17 protein-coding genes are annotated in these 20,306 nt (G+C 65.7%); 6 read left to right on the forward strand and 11 right to left on the reverse strand.

What is annotated here, in order from left to right; translation table 11 throughout:
• The first annotated feature begins 58 nt into the window (after positions 1 to 58).
• The 3 genes from mpl (at position 59) to WMW70_RS14335 (ending at position 2,461) form a co-directional block, all read left to right on the forward strand.
• A complete protein-coding gene (gene mpl, locus WMW70_RS14325) occupies positions 59 to 1,411 on the forward strand; it encodes a UDP-N-acetylmuramate:L-alanyl-gamma-D-glutamyl-meso-diaminopimelate ligase (protein ID WP_341438141.1) in 1,353 nt (450 codons plus the stop codon).
• Between the two features lie 134 nt (positions 1,412 to 1,545).
• Positions 1,546 to 2,178 (forward strand): flavin prenyltransferase UbiX, encoded by a 633-nt coding sequence (gene ubiX / locus WMW70_RS14330; protein ID WP_325508233.1) that lies wholly within the window; start codon positions 1,546 to 1,548, stop codon positions 2,176 to 2,178.
• Positions 2,171 to 2,461, forward strand: a complete 291-nt coding sequence (locus WMW70_RS14335; protein WP_341438142.1) for a YceK/YidQ family lipoprotein — start codon at positions 2,171 to 2,173, stop codon at positions 2,459 to 2,461. The genes ubiX and WMW70_RS14335 overlap by 8 nt, the downstream gene beginning before the upstream one ends.
• Before the next feature lie 50 nt (positions 2,462 to 2,511).
• Here WMW70_RS14335 and WMW70_RS14340 read toward each other — a convergent pair whose 3' ends face one another.
• The 5 genes from WMW70_RS14340 to WMW70_RS14360 form a co-directional block, all read right to left on the reverse strand.
• Positions 2,512 to 3,378, reverse strand: a complete 867-nt coding sequence (locus WMW70_RS14340; protein ID WP_341438143.1) for an MBL fold metallo-hydrolase — start codon at positions 3,376 to 3,378, stop codon at positions 2,512 to 2,514.
• 203 nt (positions 3,379 to 3,581) lie between these two features.
• Complete coding sequence (locus tag WMW70_RS14345) at positions 3,582 to 4,760, reverse strand: acetyl-CoA C-acetyltransferase (protein WP_341438144.1); 1,179 nt, start codon at positions 4,758 to 4,760, stop codon at positions 3,582 to 3,584.
• Between the two features lie 125 nt (positions 4,761 to 4,885).
• The gene (locus WMW70_RS14350; RefSeq protein WP_341438145.1) at positions 4,886 to 6,658 is read right to left on the reverse strand and encodes an acyl-CoA dehydrogenase C-terminal domain-containing protein; all 1,773 of its coding nucleotides are present in this window, start codon (positions 6,656 to 6,658) and stop codon (positions 4,886 to 4,888) included.
• Positions 6,659 to 6,728: 70 nt separating this feature from the next.
• Complete coding sequence (locus WMW70_RS14355; RefSeq protein ID WP_341438146.1) at positions 6,729 to 8,102, reverse strand: solute carrier family 23 protein; 1,374 nt, start codon at positions 8,100 to 8,102, stop codon at positions 6,729 to 6,731.
• Positions 8,103 to 8,195: 93 nt separating this feature from the next.
• Complete coding sequence (locus WMW70_RS14360; RefSeq protein WP_341438147.1) at positions 8,196 to 9,818, reverse strand: acyl-CoA synthetase; 1,623 nt, start codon at positions 9,816 to 9,818, stop codon at positions 8,196 to 8,198.
• A gap of 258 nt (positions 9,819 to 10,076) precedes the next feature.
• Between WMW70_RS14360 and WMW70_RS14365 the strand changes: the two genes are divergently transcribed.
• Positions 10,077 to 12,380 (forward strand): PAS domain-containing sensor histidine kinase, encoded by a 2,304-nt coding sequence (locus WMW70_RS14365; protein WP_341438148.1) that lies wholly within the window; start codon positions 10,077 to 10,079, stop codon positions 12,378 to 12,380.
• A complete protein-coding gene (locus WMW70_RS14370) occupies positions 12,377 to 13,018 on the forward strand; it encodes a response regulator transcription factor (protein WP_341438149.1) in 642 nt (213 codons plus the stop codon). The genes WMW70_RS14365 and WMW70_RS14370 overlap by 4 nt, the downstream gene beginning before the upstream one ends.
• Before the next feature lie 37 nt (positions 13,019 to 13,055).
• Here the strand turns inward: WMW70_RS14370 and WMW70_RS14375 are convergent, their stop codons facing one another.
• From WMW70_RS14375 to WMW70_RS14400, 6 genes are all read right to left on the reverse strand, one after another.
• Positions 13,056 to 15,665: an EAL domain-containing protein gene (locus WMW70_RS14375; protein WP_341438150.1), complete on the reverse strand. Its 2,610-nt coding sequence runs from the start codon at positions 15,663 to 15,665 to the stop codon at positions 13,056 to 13,058.
• A gap of 67 nt (positions 15,666 to 15,732) precedes the next feature.
• Positions 15,733 to 16,344 (reverse strand): class I SAM-dependent methyltransferase, encoded by a 612-nt coding sequence (locus tag WMW70_RS14380; protein WP_341438151.1) that lies wholly within the window; start codon positions 16,342 to 16,344, stop codon positions 15,733 to 15,735.
• Between the two features lie 17 nt (positions 16,345 to 16,361).
• Positions 16,362 to 16,691 (reverse strand): DUF5629 family protein, encoded by a 330-nt coding sequence (locus WMW70_RS14385; protein ID WP_341438152.1) that lies wholly within the window; start codon positions 16,689 to 16,691, stop codon positions 16,362 to 16,364.
• A 16-nt stretch (positions 16,692 to 16,707) separates the two neighbouring features.
• Positions 16,708 to 17,349 (reverse strand): oxidoreductase, encoded by a 642-nt coding sequence (locus WMW70_RS14390; RefSeq protein ID WP_341438153.1) that lies wholly within the window; start codon positions 17,347 to 17,349, stop codon positions 16,708 to 16,710.
• Positions 17,350 to 17,429: 80 nt separating this feature from the next.
• Positions 17,430 to 19,163, reverse strand: coding sequence for a C13 family peptidase (locus WMW70_RS14395; RefSeq protein WP_445942148.1), 1,734 nt, complete (start codon positions 19,161 to 19,163; stop codon positions 17,430 to 17,432).
• 104 nt (positions 19,164 to 19,267) lie between these two features.
• Entirely contained in the window at positions 19,268 to 19,723 is a 456-nt protein-coding gene (locus WMW70_RS14400) for a MaoC family dehydratase (protein ID WP_325508219.1), read from the reverse strand.
• Between the two features lie 222 nt (positions 19,724 to 19,945).
• Between WMW70_RS14400 and WMW70_RS14405 the strand changes: the two genes are divergently transcribed.
• Positions 19,946 to 20,305, forward strand: a complete 360-nt coding sequence (locus WMW70_RS14405) for a CidA/LrgA family protein (RefSeq protein WP_341438155.1) — start codon at positions 19,946 to 19,948, stop codon at positions 20,303 to 20,305.
• The last annotated feature ends 1 nt before the right edge of the window (position 20,306 follow it).

Raw genomic sequence — 20,306 nt, forward strand, 5'->3', positions numbered from 1 at the left:
GGCGATCTTGTTCAGGGCCAGTTCTGGCCGGTTTTCGAGGGCACCTTCAAGGTAAATCATGCATATCCATATTCTCGGTATCTGCGGCACCTTTATGGGCTCGCTGGCTGTGCTGGCCAAGGAACTGGGCCACCGTGTGACCGGTTCCGACGCCAACGTCTACCCACCCATGAGCACCCAGCTCGAAGCCCAGGGCATCGAGCTGACACAGGGCTATGACGCCGCCCAGCTCGATCCCGCGCCGGATCTGGTGGTGATCGGCAACGCCCTGTCGCGCGGCAACCCGGCGGTGGAGTATGTGTTGAACAAGGGCCTGCCCTATGTCAGCGGCCCGCAGTGGCTGGCCGACCATGTGCTGCAGGGCCGTTGGGTGTTGGCGGTGGCCGGCACTCACGGCAAGACCAGCAGTTCGAGCATGCTGGCCTGGGTGCTGGAGCATGCCGGCATGAGTCCGGGTTTCCTGATCGGCGGCGTGCCGCAGAACTTCGGCATCTCCGCGCGCCTGGGCGGCACGCCGTTCTTCGTGGTCGAGGCCGACGAGTACGACAGCGCCTTCTTCGATAAGCGCAGCAAGTTCGTCCACTACCGTCCGCGCACCGCCATTCTGAATAACCTGGAGTTCGATCACGCAGACATCTTCCCGGATCTGGCGGCCATCGAGCGGCAATTCCATCATCTGGTGCGCACCATTCCGGGCGACGGCCTGATCATTCACCCGACCACCGAGCCTGCGCTCAAGCGGGTGATCCAGATGGGCTGCTGGACCCCGGTGCAGACCACGGGTGAAGGTGGCCAGTGGCAGGCGCGCTTGCTGAGCGAGGATGGCTCGCGCTTCGAGGTCAGCTTCGAGGGTAAAACCGCGGGCGTGGTGGACTGGCAACTGACCGGCCAGCACAACGTCGCCAACGCCCTGGCGGTGCTGGCGGCGGCGCGCCATGTCGGCGTGGTGCCGGAACTGGGCATTGCTGCGCTGTGCAGCTTTATCAACGCCAAGCGGCGCATGGAGAAGGTCGCCGAAGTCAATGGCGTGACCATCTTCGACGACTTCGCCCACCACCCCACGGCGATTGCCACCACCCTGGATGGCCTGCGCAAACGCATCGGCAGTGCCAAGCTGATCGCCATCGTCGAGCCGCGCTCCAACTCCATGAAGCTTGGCGCGCACCGCGACGGCTTGCCCGAGTCCGTGGGGCAGGCCGACTCGGTGTACTGGTACGCGCCGCCGAACCTGGGTTGGGACCTGGCCGGCACCGTGGCCACGTCCGCCGTGCCGACCCGGGTGTGCGATTCCCTGGAAGCGATTATTGCTGGGGTCAAGGCCGAAGCCGCGCCGGGCACCCAGATAGTGGTGATGAGCAACGGCGGCTTTGGCGGCCTGCATGGCAAGCTGGCGGCGGCCCTGGCGGCATAAGCTTGTAGGATGGGTTGAGCGAAGCGATACCCATCGGCCCCGATTTGATGGGTATCGTGCGCTACGCGCCTCAACCCATCCTACGGTCTTATAGACGGAACATAAGCAAGCGCAGCAGCATTGAGAGTGAATTTATGAGCGGTCCGGAACGTATTACTTTGGCCATGACCGGTGCCTCCGGTGCCCAGTACGGCCTGCGCCTGCTCGATTGCCTGGTGCGGGAAGACCGCGAGGTGCATTTCCTGATTTCCAAGGCCGCGCAGCTGGTGATGGCCACCGAAACCGATGTCAGTCTGCCGGCCAAGCCGCAGGCCATGCAGGCCTTTCTCAACGAGTACACCGGGGCGTCCTCGGGGCAGATCCGCGTGTATGGCAAGGAGGACTGGATGGCTCCGGCGGCCTCAGGTTCCGGGGCTCCCAGCGCCATGGTGGTGGTGCCCTGTTCCACCGGTACCCTGTCGGCCATCGCCAGCGGTGCCTGCAACAACCTGATCGAGCGCGCCGCCGATGTGGTGCTGAAAGAGCGCCGCCAGTTGATTCTGGTGCCGCGCGAGGCCCCGTTCTCCAGCATCCATCTGGAGAACATGCTCAAACTGTCGAACCTGGGTGCGACCATTCTGCCGGCCGCGCCGGGCTTCTATCACCAGCCGCAGACTATCGACGACCTTATCGATTTCGTCGTGGCGCGCATCCTCAATTGCCTGAATATTCCTCAGGACATGCTGCCGCGCTGGGGCGAGCATCATCAGGTCAGTGGCGATGATTAGTCGGCTGGGAGCATGCCTGGCCCTGCTGGCGCTGCTACCGGGCTGTGCCACGGTCTCCACCCTGGATGCGGCCAAGCCCGGCGCGCCGGTGGTGTATGCCGGTACCCGGCTGGACCTGTATGCGTTGCAGGGTGGCTGCTGCGCCGTCGAGCGCTTCGGCTGCAAGGCACCGAAGTACGCGGCCCTCGACCTGCCGGCCAGCGCCCTGCTCGACACCCTGTTGTTGCCGCTGTCCCTGGCTACCGCCGTGGGGTTGCGGCTGAGTGTCAGCGGCGGGCTCTGATCGGCCGGTGCGCATGGCGCACCCTACAAAGCGCGTCGGCTAATTGGCCGCTATTCGGCCAGCCTGCATACGGCGGCCTGGGTATCGGCAAGGCCGTAACGGCCCTTCGCATCACACACCACGCGGCCCATGGCCACCGCTGGGTCGTGGGTGAACACCAGGCGGCCGCCGCGGGCCTGCAGGTCGCTCAGCAGCGCCTGTTTCTCTTCGATCAGGCCTTCGGGAAAGCGGTCGTAACCCATGGTGATCGGCAGGTGTACCCAGGGCGCGCCGGGGATCAGGTCGCCGGGAAATACCACCGGGCCGTCCGCCATGGCCACTTCGGGCAGGAGCTGGCCGGGGGTGTGGCCGTCGCTCCAGTGCAGGTGCCAGTCCGCGCCGAGCAGTTCGCAGTGCTCGGTTTCGTCCACCAGTTGCAGGCGGCCGCTGGCTTCCAGCAGTTCGAGCAGTTCCGGGATATAGGAGGCGCGGTCGCGGGCGTGTGGCTGGCAGGCGCGCTGCCATTGGCGGCGGCCGGTGACGAACTGGGCGTTGGGAAACAGCAGGCGCGCCGGCTTGCCTTCCTCCCAGGCGGCGAGCAGGCCGCCGGCGTGGTCGAAGTGCAGGTGGGTGAGCAGCACGATATCGATATCGGCATCACTCAGGCCCAGTTCGGCCAGGCTGTCGAGCAGCACGTGACGCTGTTCCTGGACGCCGAAACGCTGTTTCAGCTCGGGGCTGAAGAAGGCCCCGATACCGGTTTCCACCAGGATGTTGCGATCGTCTTCCTGCACCAGCAGGGCGCGGCAGCCGAGGTCGATACGGTTTTCCGGGTCGGGGGTCATCCAGCGCTGCCACAGGGCCTTGGGCGCGTTGCCGAACATCGCGCCGCCGTCGAGTTTCTGGCTATTGCCGGTGAGGGTGGTCAGGGTTCGCATGGTGATCTCTTGTTGTGAACGCTGCTGCAGGGTGAATGAAACATCCGCTTTGGGCCATCACACCTTTGGTGGATAGGTGCTCGATTGAGCTGACGAGGCCGTGCTTGGTGGATCGGTAAAGCGTGATCCACCCTACGGGTTTACGTGGATGCAGGCGTAGGGTGGATGTCGCTTTTTACATCCACCGGTTCGCCTGTTCCAGGCTAACGCTCGATGGCCAGGGCCACACCCTGGCCGCCACCGATGCACAGGGTGGCCAGGCCCTTGTGCGCATCGCGGCGCTGCATCTCGTGAATCAGGCTGACGAGAATACGACAACCGGATGCGCCGATCGGGTGGCCGAGGGCGATGGCTCCGCCGTTGACGTTGACCTTGGCGCTGTCCCAGTGCAGCTCGCGGCCGACGGCGATGGCCTGGGCGGCGAAGGCTTCGTTGGCCTCGATCAGGTCGAGCTGCTCCAGGGCCCAGCCGGCCTTTTCCAGGGCCTTGCAGGTGGCGAATACCGGGCCGATGCCCATGATTGCCGGGTCGACGCCGGCGCTGGCGTGGGCCTTGATCCGCGCCATGACCGGCAGGCCGAGGGTGGCGGCCTTGTCGGCGCTCATCAGCAACACGGCGGCTGCGCCGTCGTTGAGGGTCGAGGCGTTGCCGGCGGTGACGCTGCCGTCGCGCTTGAAGGCCGGGCGCAGTTTGCCCAGGACCTCCAGGGTGCTGCTGGCGCGGGGTTGTTCGTCCGCCGCGACGATCAGGCTGGGGCCCTTGCGCTGGGGGATTTCGATGGGGCAGATCTCAGCCAGGAAGCGTCCGGCCTCGATGGCGGCGCAGGCGCGCTGCTGCGAGCGGGCGGCGAAGGCGTCCTGCTCGCCGCGGCTGATGCCGTATTGCTCGGCCAGGTTCTCGGCGGTGATGCCCATGTGGTAATCGTTGAAGGCATCCCACAGGCCGTCGTGGATCATGCTGTCGAGCAACTGACCGTGGCCCATGCGCAGGCCATTGCGTGAACCGCTGAGGACGTGGGGCGACAGGCTCATGTTCTCCTGGCCGCCAGCGATGATCACCTCGGCATCGCCGCAGGCGATAGCCTGGGCCCCGAGCATTACCGCTTTCAGCCCCGAACCGCAGACCTTGTTCAGGGTCATGGCCGGCACCGTGTGCGGCAGGCCGGCCCTGAGCGCACTCTGCCGCGCCGGGTTCTGCCCGCAGCCTGCGCTGAGCACCTGGCCGAGCAGCACTTCGTCCACCTGTTCGGCGGGCAGGCCGCTGTCCGCCAGCAGCTGACGGATCACCGTGGCCCCCAGTTCGACGGCCGGGACGCTGCTGAGCGCGCCCTGAAACGCGCCGACGGCGGTGCGCCGGGCGGCGACTATTACCACTTCACGCATAGAGTCTCCTCGCCGGGCTCATCTGAGACTCCGGCGCTGTTGTCGGTTGCGCAGGGCGCAGCCGAGGGTTTGAATAAAAAAGCGCGACGCCTCGGTGCGGGACGCCGCGCAAACGCTCAACTGGTTTAGAACTGCTCGGCGGCCAGGCCATAGAGCGCGGCGCTGCCGGCGCGAATGCTGGCTTCCAGGGTCAGGGTGCGCGGCAGCAGGCGGCTGAAGAAGAAGCCGGCGGTGGCCAGCTTGCCGGCGTAGAAGGCTTCGTCATCGGCGCGGCGGGCTTCGGCCACCGCGACCATGCGTGCCCACATATAGGCGTAGGCGACATAGCCGAACAGGTGCAGGTATTCCACCGCGGCGGCTCCGACGGCGTTGGCATCTGCCTTGGCCTGTTCCAGCAGCCAGCCGCTGACCGCCTCCAGGCGCTCCAGGGCGGTGACCAGCTCGCTGCCGTAGGACGCTGGGTGCTGTTGGGCGAAGTGACGGATCTCGCTGGCGAACTGGCGCAGTGCCGCGCCACCGTTGGTCACCACCTTGCGCCCGAGCAGGTCCATGGCCTGGATGCCGTTGGTGCCTTCGTAGATCTGCGCGATGCGCACGTCGCGTACCAGTTGTTCCTGACCCCACTCGCGGATATAGCCGTGGCCGCCGAACACCTGCTGGCCGTGGATGCAGCTATCCAGGCCGGTGTCGGTAAAGAAGGCCTTGGCCACCGGGGTGAGCAGGGCGACCAGCGCTTCGGCGGCCTGGCGCTCGGTGGCATCGATGCTGAACTTGGAGAGGTCCAGTTGCTGGCCGACATAGCAGGCAAAGGCGCGGCCGCCCTCGGTCATGGCCTTCATGCTCAGCAGCATGCGGCGCACGTCGGCATGCACGATGATCGGATCGGCCATCTTGTCCTGGGCCTGCGGGCCGCTGGCAGCGCGGCTCTGCAGGCGCTCGCGGGCATAGCCGACGGCGCTCTGGTAGGAGGCCTCGGCGCAGCCGATACCCTGGATGCCGATGGACAGGCGCTCGTAGTTCATCATGGTGAACATCGCCGCCAGGCCCCTGTTGGCCTCGCCGATCAGGTAGCCAGTGGCACCGTCGAAGTTGATCACGCAGGTGGCCGAGGCCTTGATGCCCATCTTGTGTTCGATCGACCCGCAGCTCAGCGCGTTGCGCTCGCCCAGGCTGCCATCGACCGCCACCAGCACCTTGGGCACCAGAAACAGCGAGATGCCCTTGGGCCCGGCTGGCGCGCCCGGCAGCTTGGCCAGCACCAGGTGAATGATGTTTTCGGTCAGGTCCTGCTCGCCGCCGGTGATAAAGATCTTGCTGCCGCTGATGCTGTAGCTGCCGTCGGCCTGGGGTTCGGCCCTGGTGCGGATCAGGCCCAGGTCGGTGCCGGCGTGGGCCTCGGTCAGGCACATGGAGCCGGCCCAGCGGCCTTCATACATGGGCGGCAGGTAGGTGCGCTTCAGGGTTTCGCTGGCATGGGCGTCGATGGCCAGGCAGGCCCCGGAGCTCAGCGCCGAATACAGGGCGAAGCTGTTGTTGGCCCCGTAGAGCATTTCCTCGAAGGCCACCGCGAGCATCTTCGGCATGCCCATGCCGCCGTAGGCCGGGTTGCCGGACAGGCCGACCCAGCCGCCTTCGATATAGGTGGCGTAGGCCTGCTTGAAACCGGCCGGGGTGCGCACTTCGCCAGCGACCCACTGCGCGCCTTCCTCGTCGCCGCTGCGGTTCAGCGGGGCGATCAGGCCGCCGGTGACCTTGGCCGCTTCTTCGAGGATGGCGTCGGCGGTGTCGGCGTCCACGGTTTCGCGCAGGGCCGGCAGGCGGGTCCACAGGCTGGGGGCGTCGAACACTTCATGAAGAACAAAGCGCAGGTCGCGCAGGGGGGCGTTGTAGTCGGGCATGGGGCACCTCAAAGCAGGGTGCCGCAGGCGAACCTGCGGCGGGTGAGCGGGTGAATAGGGTTATAGCGCGTCAGTCGATTTCGGGGGCACCGCTGGTCTTGTCCTTGCTCGAGGCGAACCTGAGCAGGTGGGTGCGTTCCACCAGGATATACAGCGCCGCCCCGGCGGCCAGGCCCCAGCCCGCGCCGTAGACGGCCAGGACCACGCCCATGGTGCCGGCGACGCCGCGCTCGGTGTTGTTGCCCAGCTGTTCGAAACCGACCATCAGGCAGATATAGCCGGTGAGGATCAGGGTCAGCGACAGGGCGATCGGTAGTACCGGCTGGAAGAAGCTCACCAGCGGCAGCATAAACAGGGCGATAAAGCCGGTGATCCAGAAGGTCCCCGCGCCGCTGTAAATCGAGTCCATGGCCTTGCGCCCGTACTTGTAGCGTTCGGCCATGGTCGCCGCGACGGCGGTCCAAAGCGGTCCGGCCAGGCCCGGATAAGGGGCGAAGAAGGCGTGCAGGGCGTTGCGCAGGGCGGTTACCAGGTGCACACGGTCGATATTGTTCTCGATCACTTCATCGGTGCGCAGTTCATCGGCGCGCTGCATCAGCGACTGGCCGACGATGATGTCGCCGAAGGCGATGATATAGGCGATCACCGCGGTGGGGACGGCCAGCAGGAACACGTCCAGGCCGGGGAAGCCGACGTTGAACGGCAGGTAGTTCCACATCTCGGCGAAGGCCGGCGCGGTGATGCCGAAGCGCACGTCAGGCATCTTGTACTCGCCCACGGCGATGCCGATAAAGATGGCGATCAACATGCCCGGGACCATGCCGTAGTTGACGATCTTGCGCGCCAGGGGCACCCGCTCGGTGAGGCCCTTGAACGACACCGAGAACATCAGATAAAGGCAGATCAGGCTGCCCAGCACCAGGGAGATCGGGGTGTTGGCCAGGCGTCCGCCGGTGGAAATTTCGCCCATCAGCGCGGCGATACCGGCACCGATGATGATGCCGCCCTTCATGGAATTGGGGATGATCTTCACCAGGGTGCTGCCCAGGCGGGTCACGCCCAGCACCAGGAAGATTACGAACACCAGAAACTGCAGGGCGAACAGGGCCTGGATGGCCTGCGGACCGGGCTCGAATTTACCCAGAAACAGCAGCACCACCGGAATGCCCGGGGTGATCCAGCCGGGCACGAAGGGCACGCCGAGCAACGCCGGCAGCATAAAGCCGACGCCGCACACCACCACATAGGCCAGGGCCACGTCGTAAGGCAGGCCGAGGTATTTCTCCAGCAGCGGAATCATCGCCAGGCTGACCACGAACATGATCAGCGCCTGGAGCATTTCCGCGGTTTCCCAGCGGTAATGCACGAAGGGCAGGCGCACCTTGAACGGGCCCACGGGCCAGTGCGGTTGTTCATCGCCGTCGCGACGCTTGAAAATTTGCATAAGGGTTCTCCGTCGGCCGCCTGGGCCGGTTCTTGTTGTTGTGCAAACGGTGTGTTCTTGCCGTAGCCCGGATTGCATCCGGGCTACGGGGAATCAGAGGGCCTTGGCCATATCGCGCAGGACGAATTTCTGAATCTTGCCGGTGCTGGTCTTTGGCAGCGGAGTGAAGACCACGGTCTTGGGCACCTTGAAACCGGCCAGGTGTTCGCGGCAGAAGGCGATGATCTGAGCCTCGCTGGTGGCCTGCTGGTCGACCTTGAGGGTGATGAAGGCACAGGGCGTCTCGCCCCATTTCTCGTCCGGGCGGGCCACTACGGCCGCTTCCAGCACCGCCGGGTGGCGATAGAGCACGCCTTCCACCTCGATGGTGGAGATGTTCTCGCCGCCGGAGATGATGATGTCCTTGAGCCGGTCGCGGATTTCCACATAGCCATCCGGGTGGCACACGGCCAGATCGCCGGTGTGGAACCAGCCGCCCTCGAAGGCCTCGGCGGTGGCGCTGGGGTTCTTCAGGTAGCCCTTCATCACGGTGTTGCCGCGCATGAAGATCTCGCCGATGGTCTCGCCATCGCGTGGGGTCGGCTCCAGGGTCTTGGGGTCGCCGACCATCAGGCCTTCCAGGGTGGTGTAGCGCACGCCCTGACGCGACTTGATCCGCGCCCGCTCATCCAACGCCAGTTCGTCCCATTCGGCATGCCAGGCACATACGGTGACCGGGCCGTAAACCTCGGTCAGGCCATAGACATGGGTGACCCTGATGCCCATTTCTTCCACCGCGCCGATGACCTTGGCCGGTGGTGCCGCGCCGGCGACCATGGCGTTGACCGGGTGCTCGATGGCAGCCTTGGCCGACTCCGGCATATTGACCAGGGCATTGAGCACGATGGGCGCGCCGCACATATGGCTGACCCGGTGTTCGCGGATCAGGTGGAGGATCTTCTGCGGGTCGACGCGGCGCAGGAACACATGCACGCCGGCCAGGGCGGTGATGGTCCAGGGGTAGCACCAGCCGTTGCAGTGGAACATCGGCAGGGTCCAGAGATAGACCGGGTGGTTGCCCATGGCCCAGGTCATCTGGTTGCCCAGGGAATTGAGGTACGCGCCACGGTGGTGGTAGACCACGCCCTTGGGGTTGCCGGTGGTGCCGGAGGTGTAATTGAGGCTGATCGCCTGCCACTCGTCCGTCGGCCACTGCCAGGCGAATTGCGGATCGCCCTCGGCCAGCAGGGCCTCGTAGTCGAGGTCGCTGACCGCCTGGCCTTCGCCATATTCGGGGTCGTCGACGTCGATCACCAGCGGCGGATGATCGAGCATGCCGACGGCGGCGTGGATCACCTCATGGAACTCGCGGTCGGCGATCAGCACCTTGGCTTCGCCATGCTGCAGCATAAAGGCGATGGCCTCGGCATCCAGGCGCACGTTGAGGGTGTTGAGCACCGCGCCGATCATCGGCACGCCGAAGTGGGCTTCGAGCATGGCCGGAATATTCGGCAGCATCACCGCCACCGTGTCGCCCTTGCTGATGCCACGGCCGGCCAGGGCCGAGGCCAGGCGACGGCAGCGTGCGTAGGTCTCGCTCCAGTCGCGGCGGATCGAGCCATGGATCACCGCTGGGTAGTGCGGATAAACGCTCGCGGTGCGCTCGAGAAAGCTCAGGGGCGAGAGGGCGATATGATTGACGGCGGCAGGCGCGAGGCCCTGTTCGTAGATCGACATGCGAGTACCCATGGCAGATTGTTTGCTCTTGTTGGCCGGTACGGCAGTGCCCGGTCGGTGGACGACAGGCGTGCTGCTGTTTTGGCGTGGGTTATTTATAGCTTTTAATAGTTTGATATGGCAACTAAGCCATAGTCTTATAGTAATTTTACTAGTATGGTTTGTCGGCTATAGCCCTTGGTCGCTTTGCATTCGGCCGGCGTTGCCGCGATGCTCGCGTCGGGCCAAGCACTGGGCCGGTGATAAGGAAGCGATGCGATGAGTGAGATCCGCGTGCAGTTGCACAGCTGGCTGCGTTTACAGCGCGAGGCGTTGCCGCTGGCGGTGCGTGCCGACGCCCTGCGCCGCACCCTGCAGGCCTGCCCCGAGGTGCGTCAGGCGTTCTTTCTCGGCTGGCAGGCGGCTACCGGCATCTACAGCCATGAAGGCGCGGCAGCCCATCTGCCGCCGGGCTTCGGCGACCCCTTGCAGGCCAGCGATCTGCTGCTGTTCGAGCGTTTGCAGGTCGAGCCGCGGCTGAGCCTGGGCGAGTTGCGCCAGTTGCCCTGCTGGCTGGCCGGTCGGGTACGCCGCGCGGCCATCAGCCATGGCCAGGTGCTGGCCCTGGAGCTGGATGCCGGGCAGCCCGGCCTGCTGCTGATCGAGTTGCAGGAAGGGGTGGGCCTCGACTGGCTGGGGTTTATCCATGAGCTGCTACTGGCCCTGCTTGCCAGCCTGCCCGCGCAGGCCCGCGGCAGTGCCCTGCTCGGCAGCGACCCGCAACCCAGTCTGCTGCTGGATACCCAGGCGCGACCGCTGCAGCTGAATGCGGCCATGCTCGAGCTGCTCGGCGAGCGGCCCTTGCCGGCGGCGCTGGAGCTGTTGCCGGTCAACGCCGCGCAACTGGTGCGGGCCTGCCTGCAGCAGGGGCGGGCGATCGATGGGGTCGAGGCCCAGGTCGAGGGGCAGATTCTGATCTGGCTGTTTATCCCCGACCCGCTGGAGCAGCAGGTACTGGCCCGCTGTCGCCTGGCCACCGAGCAGGTGCAGGCCGAGCGCGAGGCGGCCAAGGCCAGCCGGCTGTACCGGCTGATTACCGAGAACACTACCGATCTGATCTCCCGGCATACCCCGGAGGGGCGCTTTCTCGATGCCTCGCCGGCCAGCTGGACCCTGCTCGGCTACTGGCCCGAGGAGCTGCGCGGGACCCTGGTGCAGGCGTTGTTCCACGAGCAGGACCAGCTGCAGTTGGTGCAGAGCACCCGCGAGGCCCTGGAGCAGGACGGCTACCACACCATGACCTATCGCATCCGCCATCGCGCGGGGCATTACCTGTGGTTCGAGACCGCCAGCCGGGCCATTCGCGAAACCTACACCGGCGCGGTGGTGGAGGTGGTCAGCGTGTCGCGCGATATCACCGCGCGGGTGCAGGCCGAGGAGAACAAGCGGCGACTGGCCGAAGTGGTGGAAGCCAACACCGACCTGGTGCTGTTTATCGACCCGAGCGGACGTCTGACCCACCTCAACCCCTCGGCCCGGCATGCCCTGAATATCGCGGCGAATCAGGCGCTACCAGCCCTGGATGCGCTGCTCGCCGCGGACGATTTGCAGCAGTTGCAGGCTCAGGGCTGGGCGACTGCCGATGCCTGTGGCGTGTGGAGCGCCGAGGTGCGCCTGTTGCCCCTGGGGCCGCGCGCGCCGCTGCCGGTGTCGCTGGTGCTGCTGGCCCATCGTGGCAGTGGTGGCGAGCGATACTATTCGCTGGTGGCCCGCGACATGACCGAGCGCGAATTGCGCGAAGCCCAGCAGCGCCGCCATCAGGACGAGCTGGCCCATACCGCGCGGCTGGTCACCCTGGGCGAACTGGCCTCCGGCATTGCCCACGAGATCAACCAGCCGCTGGCGGCGGTGGTCAACTACGCCAGTGCCAGCCAGCGTTACCTCAGGGCCCTGGAGACTAATCCGCAGGCAGCGGACAAGGTGGCCCAGGGCCTGGAGCGCATCACCGAACACGCCAACCACGCCTCGGAAGTGATCAAGCGCCTGCGTGCCTTCCTGCGCAAGGGCCAGCGCCGCACCCAGGCCCTGGACATGGCTCAGGTGGCTCGCGAGGCGGTGCGCCTGTGTCAGTGGGAGGCGAGCAACTGGCAGGTGAATATCGTCGAGCAACTGGCGGATAATCTGCCGCCGGTGTATGCCGACCGGGTGCTGCTCGAACAGGTGCTGCTCAACCTGTTGCGCAACGCCATCGACGCCAACCGCGAAGCCCATCCGGGCCAGCCCTCGCGTATCGAGCTGACGGCCGGGGAGCGCGGCGGCCAGCTGTGCGTCTGGGTCAGCGACCAGGGCCCGGGGGTGGAGGCGGCGCAGCTGGGGCATATCTTCACACCCTTCTACACCAGCAAGGCGGAAGGCCTGGGCCTGGGCCTGTCGATGAGCCGCAGCATTATCGAAGGTTTTGGCGGGGCCCTGGAGGCCCGGCCAGGGGAGCACGGCGGCCTGTGCCTGGAATGTCGCCTGCCCCTGGGGCGCAGCGACGAGAGCCCGGGCGAGACAGACAACAATAAGAGGACGAGCCAGTGAGCGCGCAACAGCAACAACGGGTCTATGTGGTCGATGACGACCAGGGCATGCTCGACTCCACCGTCTGGCTGCTGGAGTCAGTGGGGCTGACGGCCTTGCCCTTTACCAGTGGCCGGGATTTCCTCGAGGTCTGCGACGGTCAGAGTCAGGGCTGTGTGCTGCTGGATGTACGGATGCCCGGCATGGGCGGCTTGAATGTGCAGGAAGCCCTGCGCGAGCGTGGTATCGACATGCCGATCATCTTCGTCAGTGGTCATGCCGACGTGCCCATCGTGGTGCGTGCTTTCCGCGCCGGCGCGGTGGACTTTATCGAGAAGCCCTACAACGAACAGCTGCTGCTCGACAGCGTGCAGCAGGCCCTGAACCGCGCCTCGGCCACGGATCCGCGGCTGTTCGAGGTGCAGGCGCGCCTGGCCAGCCTGACCCCGCGCGAGCGCGATGTGCTGCTGCCGCTGGTGCGCGGCTGCACCAATCGCGAGGTGGCCGAGCAGCTGGCCATCAGCGTCAAGACCGTCGACCTGTACCGCTCGCGGGTGATGAAGCGCATGCAGGCCGAAACCCTTGCCGACCTGGTGGGTATGGCCATCGCTGCCGGGCTGGTGGATGCCCTGCGCCTGCGCGAGGCTGCGCCGACCTGAGGTGCCGGCTGCCGGTCTGGCGGGCGACGGGCTGGACTCAGGCGGTGATATCGCGGCTGTTGAGGGTGGGCCATTGCTCCAGCAGCTGGGCTGGCCCCGGTCGGGCGAACAGGTAGCCCTGGAACTTCTGGCAGCCCATCGCCAGCAGCGCTTCGCGCTGTTCGCTGGTCTCCACGCCCTCGGCGGTGACGGCCAGGTCGAGGTTGGCACCCAGGGCCAGGATGGTGCGCACGATGGCGGCATCGCTGGGCTGCACAAGCAGGTCGCGAACAAAACTCTGATCGATCTTCAGCTGGTCCAGCGGCAGGCGCTTGAGATAGTTGAGCGAGGAGTAGCCGGTGCCGAAATCGTCCAGCGAGAGGCGCACGCCGTGGGCCTTGAGCCGGGTCATCTTGGCGATCAGGACTTCCACGTCTTCCACCAGCTGGCTTTCGGTCAGCTCCAGTTCCAGGCGGGCGGGGTTGGCCCCGCTTTCCGTCAGGGTCGCGAGCACGTCCTCGACAAAGTCGCGGTGGTGAAATTGGCGGGCGCTGACGTTGACCGCCAGATTGATATGGCGCAGTTGCGGGTGCGCGGCCCAGGTGACCAGCTGGGCGCAGGCGCTGTGCAGGATCCAGCGGCCCAGGGGCAGAATCAGCCCGGTGCTTTCCGCCAGGGGGATAAAGTCGTTCGGCGCGACCAGACCGCGCCTGGGGTGCTGCCAGCGCACCAGCGCCTCTGCCCCGATCAGCTGGCCCTGCGCGTCGACCTGGGGCTGGTAGTGGAGGATAAAGTGGCGTTCGCTGAGGCTCTGGCGCAGGTCGTTTTCCAGGCTGGCGCGGGCATTGGCTTCGGCCTGCATGTTCGGGTCGAAGAAGCGCATGCCGTTGCGCCCCGCGGATTTGGCCTGGTACATGGCCAGGTCGGCGCGCTTGAGGATCTCCTCGACGCTGGTCTGGTCTTCGGGGAACAGAGCGATGCCGATGCTGGCGGTGCTGGTATGGCTGCGGCCCTCCAGGCTGTAGGGCGCGGCCAGGGCGGCGACCACCTTGTTGGCGACGGTTTCCACCTGGCGCGCGGCCTGCTCCGGGTCGACGCTGAGTTCTTCGAGCATCAGCACAAACTCGTCGCCACCGAGGCGGGCCAGGCTGTCCTGGGCGCGCACATGGCTGCGCAGGCGTTCGGCCACCTGTTGCAGCAACTGGTCGCCCATGTCGTGGCCGAGGGTGTCGTTGAGGTCCTTGAAGTTGTCCAGGTCGATAAACAGCAGGGCTCCCTGCTGTAGGCCGCGGGCATGCTTGGCCAGGGCCTGTTGCAGGCGGTCGAGCAGCAGGCGGCGGTTGGGCAGACCGGTGAGCGGGTCGTAGAAGGCCAGCTGGTTGATCTTCTCCAGGTTCTTGCGGTGCTCGGTGATGTCGGTGGAAATGCCGCACAGGGCATAGATCTGCCCGGCGGCATTGCGCAGCGGCAGCTTGACCGAGAGGAAGGCGTGTTCGGTGGCTCCGTTGAGGCCGCGATTGACTTCCTCCTCCTCGACCCGCTCACCGAACTGCAGGACCCGGCGGTCGTTCTCGTGCAGGTGGGTGGCGGTGTCGAGATCGAAGAAGCATTCGTCGGTCTTGCCGATCACCTGTTCGAGGGGCTGGCCGAACAGTTCGCAGACCTTGCGGTTGGCATACTGGTAACGCAGCTGGGTGTCCTTGATATAGATATAGGCCTCGACGCTGTCGAGAATGGTGTTCAGGCGCTGTTCGCCGGCCAGCAGGTGGCGGGTTTTCTCGGCGACCTGGCGGCGCAGGATTATTGCGCCGCCAAGGGCCAGCAGAAGCAGCACGGCTAGACCGCCCAGGCCCCACCAGACCGCGGTGGGGACCAGCAAAGTGGGGCGTTCGCCGCCCCAGCGTTGCAGGATCTGGTAGTAGTAGGAGTCGGGCGAGCCCTGCCAGTGCTGCAGATGTTTGTCGATGCTGGCCAGCAGCTCGGCATTCTGGCCTTTGCGCGTGGCATAGAAGAGTTGCGCGGGCTGAAACATGATGGGCGTGCTGTACAGCCGGTAATGCGGGGCGTGAAAGTCGCCGAATTGCTGATTGGCCACCACGGCGTCGGCCGCGCCACTGGCGACCTGCTCGAAGCCCTGGAGCAGGCTGGGCACGCCGATCAGCTCGGCGTTGAGGCCGAAACTCTTGAGCAGGTCGCGCAGATAATTCTGCTGGATGGAACCCTCCAGCACCGCGATGCGGTGGCCTTCGAGGTCCAGTACCGAGGACAGTTGCACCCCTTCGCGGCTGTACAGCTGCGACCAGCTGTACAGCGATGGCACCTGATGGAAATCCAGGGAGAGGGCACGGGTTTCATTGAAGGCGACGTCCGGCAGCAGGTCGATCTCGCCGCTCTGGGTCCGCTCCAGGCACTGCTGCCAGTCGCAGGGCACGGCGTTCAGCTGCCAGTCTTCCTGGCGGGCAATTTCCTTGAGCAGTTCGCCGAGGATGCCGGAAATCTGGCCATCCTCGCCCAGCACGATCTTCGGTTCGTTGGCGTACACCCCGACACTGACCTGGCGCGACTGGGCCAGAACCTGGTTGACGGGTGCCAGCATGCCGGCCAGGCACAGGATCAGGGCGATGCTTGCGCGTAACTGCAGACGCTTCATGCGTAAGCCGGCTTCCATTCGATAAGTCCAGAGTATTAACGATAGTCAGGATTTAAGAGGGCTGCCGGTGCGTGCTGGCAATTGGCTAGGTGGCCCAGCCCTGGTAGAGGTAGGTCATGGCCTTGGGGCCTTTCAGGTAGCGGTGCTGCAGCTGGCCGATGCTGAAGCCGCCGGCGCTGATCAGCGCGGCGATATCGCGGTTGAGGTGGCAGCCGCCGGCCAGGGGTTTCCACAGTGGCGTCAGGCGATTCTGCCAGCGCAGCACGGCGGCGTCCGGGGCCTTGCCGTGCTCGCAGAACAGCAGGCGACCGCCGGGCTTGAGCACCCGGCGCATCTCCTTGAGGGCGGCCACGGCGTCGGGGATGGTGCATAGGGTAAAGGTGCAGACGATGCTGTCGAAGCTGGCGTCCTCGGCCTGAATCTGGCCCAGTTCCAGGGCAATCATCTGCACCGGGATGGTGAGGGCCGCTGCGCGCGCCTTGGCCAGCTTCTGCATCTCGGCGCTGGGGTCGACGCCGACGATCGCGCTGACCCTGGCGGCATCGTAGAACTCGAGGTTGAGACCGCTGCCGATGCCGATTTCCAGCACCCGGCCATGGGCCTGGGGCACTGTCTGCGCGCGGGCCTGCATCACCTCGCCCATGCCGCAGGCGAAGTCGATCAGGTGCGGCAGCAGGTAGCGCTCATACAGACTCATGGCGGTTCCTTGGCGGGTTATTCGCCGTCGTTGGCGGCGTCGTCCGGCGCATCGTCATTGTCGCCGCTGATGGCGGCAAAGCACTTGAGGCGATGCGGGCCGGCGGCGCTGTCCAGCATCCAGCAGTCGTCCGCTGCCTCGTAGCGGGCGGCCTGCACCTGGGCCAGGCTAAAGTGCCATTTGCGCAGGGCGCGGCCGTCCATGCACTCGATGCTGAGCAAGGGCGCGTCGCCGCTGCCTTGCAGCTGGGCTTCGTCGAGGCGGAATTGCCAGGCGTGCAGGTCGTCGATTTCCAGCATGTCGGCCGCCGCCAGGGCGTCGATCAGGTTGTCTGGGTGGGTGCTCATAAGGTGTCCGTAGTGGTTAGCGGCCAAGGCGGCGCAACTGGCCGGATTCGATCACGCGGATGCCGTTGTTCTCTTCCAGGGCCAGACGCCACAGGGCCCGGGCCAGTACCGTGGCCTTGATGCCGCGGTACTTGCCGGGCAACCAGCGCATAAAGGGCGCGGCCAGGCGCTCGCCGAGGCGGAACTCCTGGCGTGCGCCGAGCAGCAGGGAAGGTCGCACTATGGTCAGTTGCGGCCAGTCCATGGCACGCAGGGCCTGTTCCATTTCGCCCTTGACCCGGTTGTAGAACACCGCGGAGGCGGGATCGGCCCCCAGGGCGCTGATCACCAGCAGATGGCGCGCGCCGAGTTCGCGGGCGCGCCGGGCGAAGGCCAGTACCAGGTCGTGATCGACGGCGCGGAAGGCTTCCTGCGAGCCGGCCTGCTTGAGGGTGGTGCCCAGGCAGCAGAAGGCGGTGTCTATCGGGCCGTTCAGTTGCGGCAACAGGTCCAGCAGTTCGCCCAGGGGGTTGTCCAGGTGCGGGTGTTCGGCCAGCGCGCGCCGACTGGGTGCCAGCACCCGGGCAACGGTGGGCTCGCTGAGCAGGCGGTCCAGCAGGTGCTCGCCGGTCAGGCCGGAAGCGCCGGCGAGAAGGATGTGCTGGGGCGTCAAATACATGGTCTAGGACTCTCCGCTGATATCAATCAGCTTAACAGGCGTTGGCAAAACGTGCGGGGCGGGGCGGCTTTCTCTGCAGGTCATGGGTTGGGCGTGGGGTTTTTATCGGGGCTGTTGTCCGGCGCATGGCCCTGCTGCTCACGCAGTTTGCGCCATTGCGCAAGTACCGCTGCGGCGCTCCAGAACTGCGGTTCGGAGGCCTCGAAGCCCTCGCTCTGCTCGCGTTCGACGACGCTGGCCCGAGCCAGCTCGAAGGCGCGCTGCAGATCGTCGGTCTGCTCCAGGGCTTCGGCGAACAGGGCGCGGCCGAAGTAGGTGAAGTCGTTCTCCTCCGAGCAGCCGAAGGACACGCGGTCGGCGCGGGCGGCGGTCATGATCAGGGTCTTGTCATCCTGCAGCTGGGGGATAAAACCGCCGGAATAGCAGGCGGAAATCACCAGCACCTTGTGCCGCTCCTTGAGCGGTTCGAGCACCGTCGCCAGGGCGCTGGCGGGTAGGTCGTTGAGTTGCAGGCGCGGCTGGTCGAGGTTCAGTTGGTGGTCCGCCGAGCCGTGGCTGGTCAGGTAGATAAAGATCAGGTCTTCCGGGCCGCTGCGCTCGGCCAGGGCTTGCACCGCACGGCTGAGGTTTTCCCGGGTGGCCAGGGGGCGTTCGGCCAGGTGGTCGCGGTGGTTGACCAGGCTGATGCGGCCATGGGCAGCGAAGCGTTCGTCGAGCAGTTTGGCGACGTAATCGGCTTCGCGCATAAACACGCTCTGCTTGCCGTCGCCGGCCAGGGTCAGGGCATAGAGTTCGATGGCCGGGGTCGAGGCGGGCAGGGCCGCGAGGGCGGCATCGAGCAGGCGGCCCTGTTCCAGCAGGCCGATCTCCAGCGGGTCGGGCAGCAGCACGTCCTGCTCGTCGCGCAGGCGTTGGCCGGCTTGCCAAGTGCCACCGAGGCTGCGCCCGTCGGCCAGTGTCAGGCGGCCCTGGCCACTGTATTGGTCGCGGGCGAAACGGCCCTGGTAGACGCTGCCGTCGGCCAGGCGCAAGCGCCCCTCGCCGTGGTAGCGCCAGTCGCGGAACTGACCCTGGTAGAGGCTGCCGTCGCTGCCGTGGAATTCGCCGGCTCCGCTCAGGCTGCCGCGCACGAAGTGGCCGCTCCAGACATCGCCGTCCACGCTCTGGTAGCGGCCCTTGCCGTGGAACTGGGTGTCGACAAAGTCGCCGCTGTAGTGATCGCCCTCCGGGCTGGTGAAGCTGCCCGGGCCCTTGAGCTGGCCCTGTTCGAACTGACCGCTGAACTGGTTGCCGTCCGCGTCGATCAGGACGCCCTGACCATGGGGCTCGCCTTGGCTGAACTGGCCCTGATAGCTGCCGCCGGCGAGCCACTCCAGCTTGCCCGGGCCGTCGTACAGTCCGTGCGCGAATGCGCCGCTGTAGTTCAGCTCGGCGCTGCTGAAACGGCCTTCGCCGCTTGGCTGGCCGGCCTTGAACGCGCCCTGGTAATGGCTGTCGTCACTGTGCTGCAGGCGGCCCTGGCCATGGAAGCTGCCGTGCTGGAATTCGCCACTGTAGTGTTCGCCATCAGCCCCGTGCCACTCGCCTGCGCCGTGGAACAGACCGTCCTTGAACTCGCCCTGGTAGTAGCTGCCATTGCGGTAGTCCAGGCGGCCCTGGCCTTGCAGGAGGCCATCAACCAGTTCGCCGCGGTAGCGGCTGCCATCGGGCAGCACGGCGTCTGCCGGCAACCAGGATTCGCCGCTGCCGCAGGCGCTCAGCAGCAGGGCGAGGCTCAGCGGAGCCAGGTGGACGAGGCGGCGCATGACAAACATCCAGAGCGATAGGTTGTGGGCGAGTATGCCTCAAAGGCAAAGCTGCAGGCCAAGAAGCAAGGCGCGCGAACCGAGGATCGCGCGCCTGTTTGTTGCGGGCGGGGTCAGACGAAGCAGAGGGTCAGGGGTTCAGCGATATAGGCCGGTTTTTCCGAGCCTTCGATTTCCAGCACGGCCTTGGCCTTGAGCAGCCACTGGCCCGGATTCTTCTCGTTGGCGTCGGTCAGGGTAACCACCAGGCGCACCTTGGAGTTGACCTTGACCGGCTGGATAAAGCGCACGCTGTCCAGGCCATAGTTGACGGCCATTTTCAGGCCCTGGGGCATGATCATGATGCCTTCCATCAGCTTGGGTACCAGGGACAGGGAGAGGAAGCCGTGGGCGATGGTGGTGCCGAAGGGGGTGAGTTTGGCTTTTTCCGGATCGACGTGAATGAACTGGTGGTCGCCGGTGCATTCGGCAAACTGATTGATGCGTTCCTGATCGATGGTCATCCACTCGGAACGGCCGAGTTCTTTGCCGATATAGCTCTGCAGTTCGGCTGTAGGTACTAGGGGCATGGTTTCTCCTTGAAGACGCGGGCTTTGTTGTTTTTTGGGGTGCGTAAATCCTTCTGCCCTAAGATCATCATGGGTTAGCGTCGCGGTCAAGAGGCTTGTAGGCGCTCGCGTGGAGGCCCCGAGGGATGTGCGCGGCCGCTGTAAACCGGTCGTTGCGCGGCGCTTCTGCTTATAATGCGTGGCAGTGCACCTAGGCATTATACGATTCGGAGATTGTTCATCATGCTGCTTCGCGGCCTTTCCTGGCTGGTGCTTTGTCAACTGCTCGGCACTGTCATCAATGTCCTGCTCCTGCCGATGTTGCCGGGGCCGATCATCGGCATGCTGCTGCTGTTTGCTTTCCTGCTGCTGCACGGCGAGGTGGGCGAGTCACTGCATCTGGCCTCCAGCAGCCTGCTCAAATACCTGCCCTTGCTGCTGGTGCCACCCGCGGTCGGGGTCATGGCCTACGCTGCGGATATCGCCGCGGATTTCTGGGCGGTGGTGGGGGCCTTGCTGCTGTCGCTGCTGGTGTCGGTGCTGTTCGCCGGCTGGCTGATGCAGAAGCTGATCGATCGCCAGCAGCGTCGGGAGGCCCCATGAG

Source organism: Pseudomonas sp. XK-1 (assembly GCF_038069885.1).
GTDB lineage: Bacteria > Pseudomonadota > Gammaproteobacteria > Pseudomonadales > Pseudomonadaceae > Aquipseudomonas.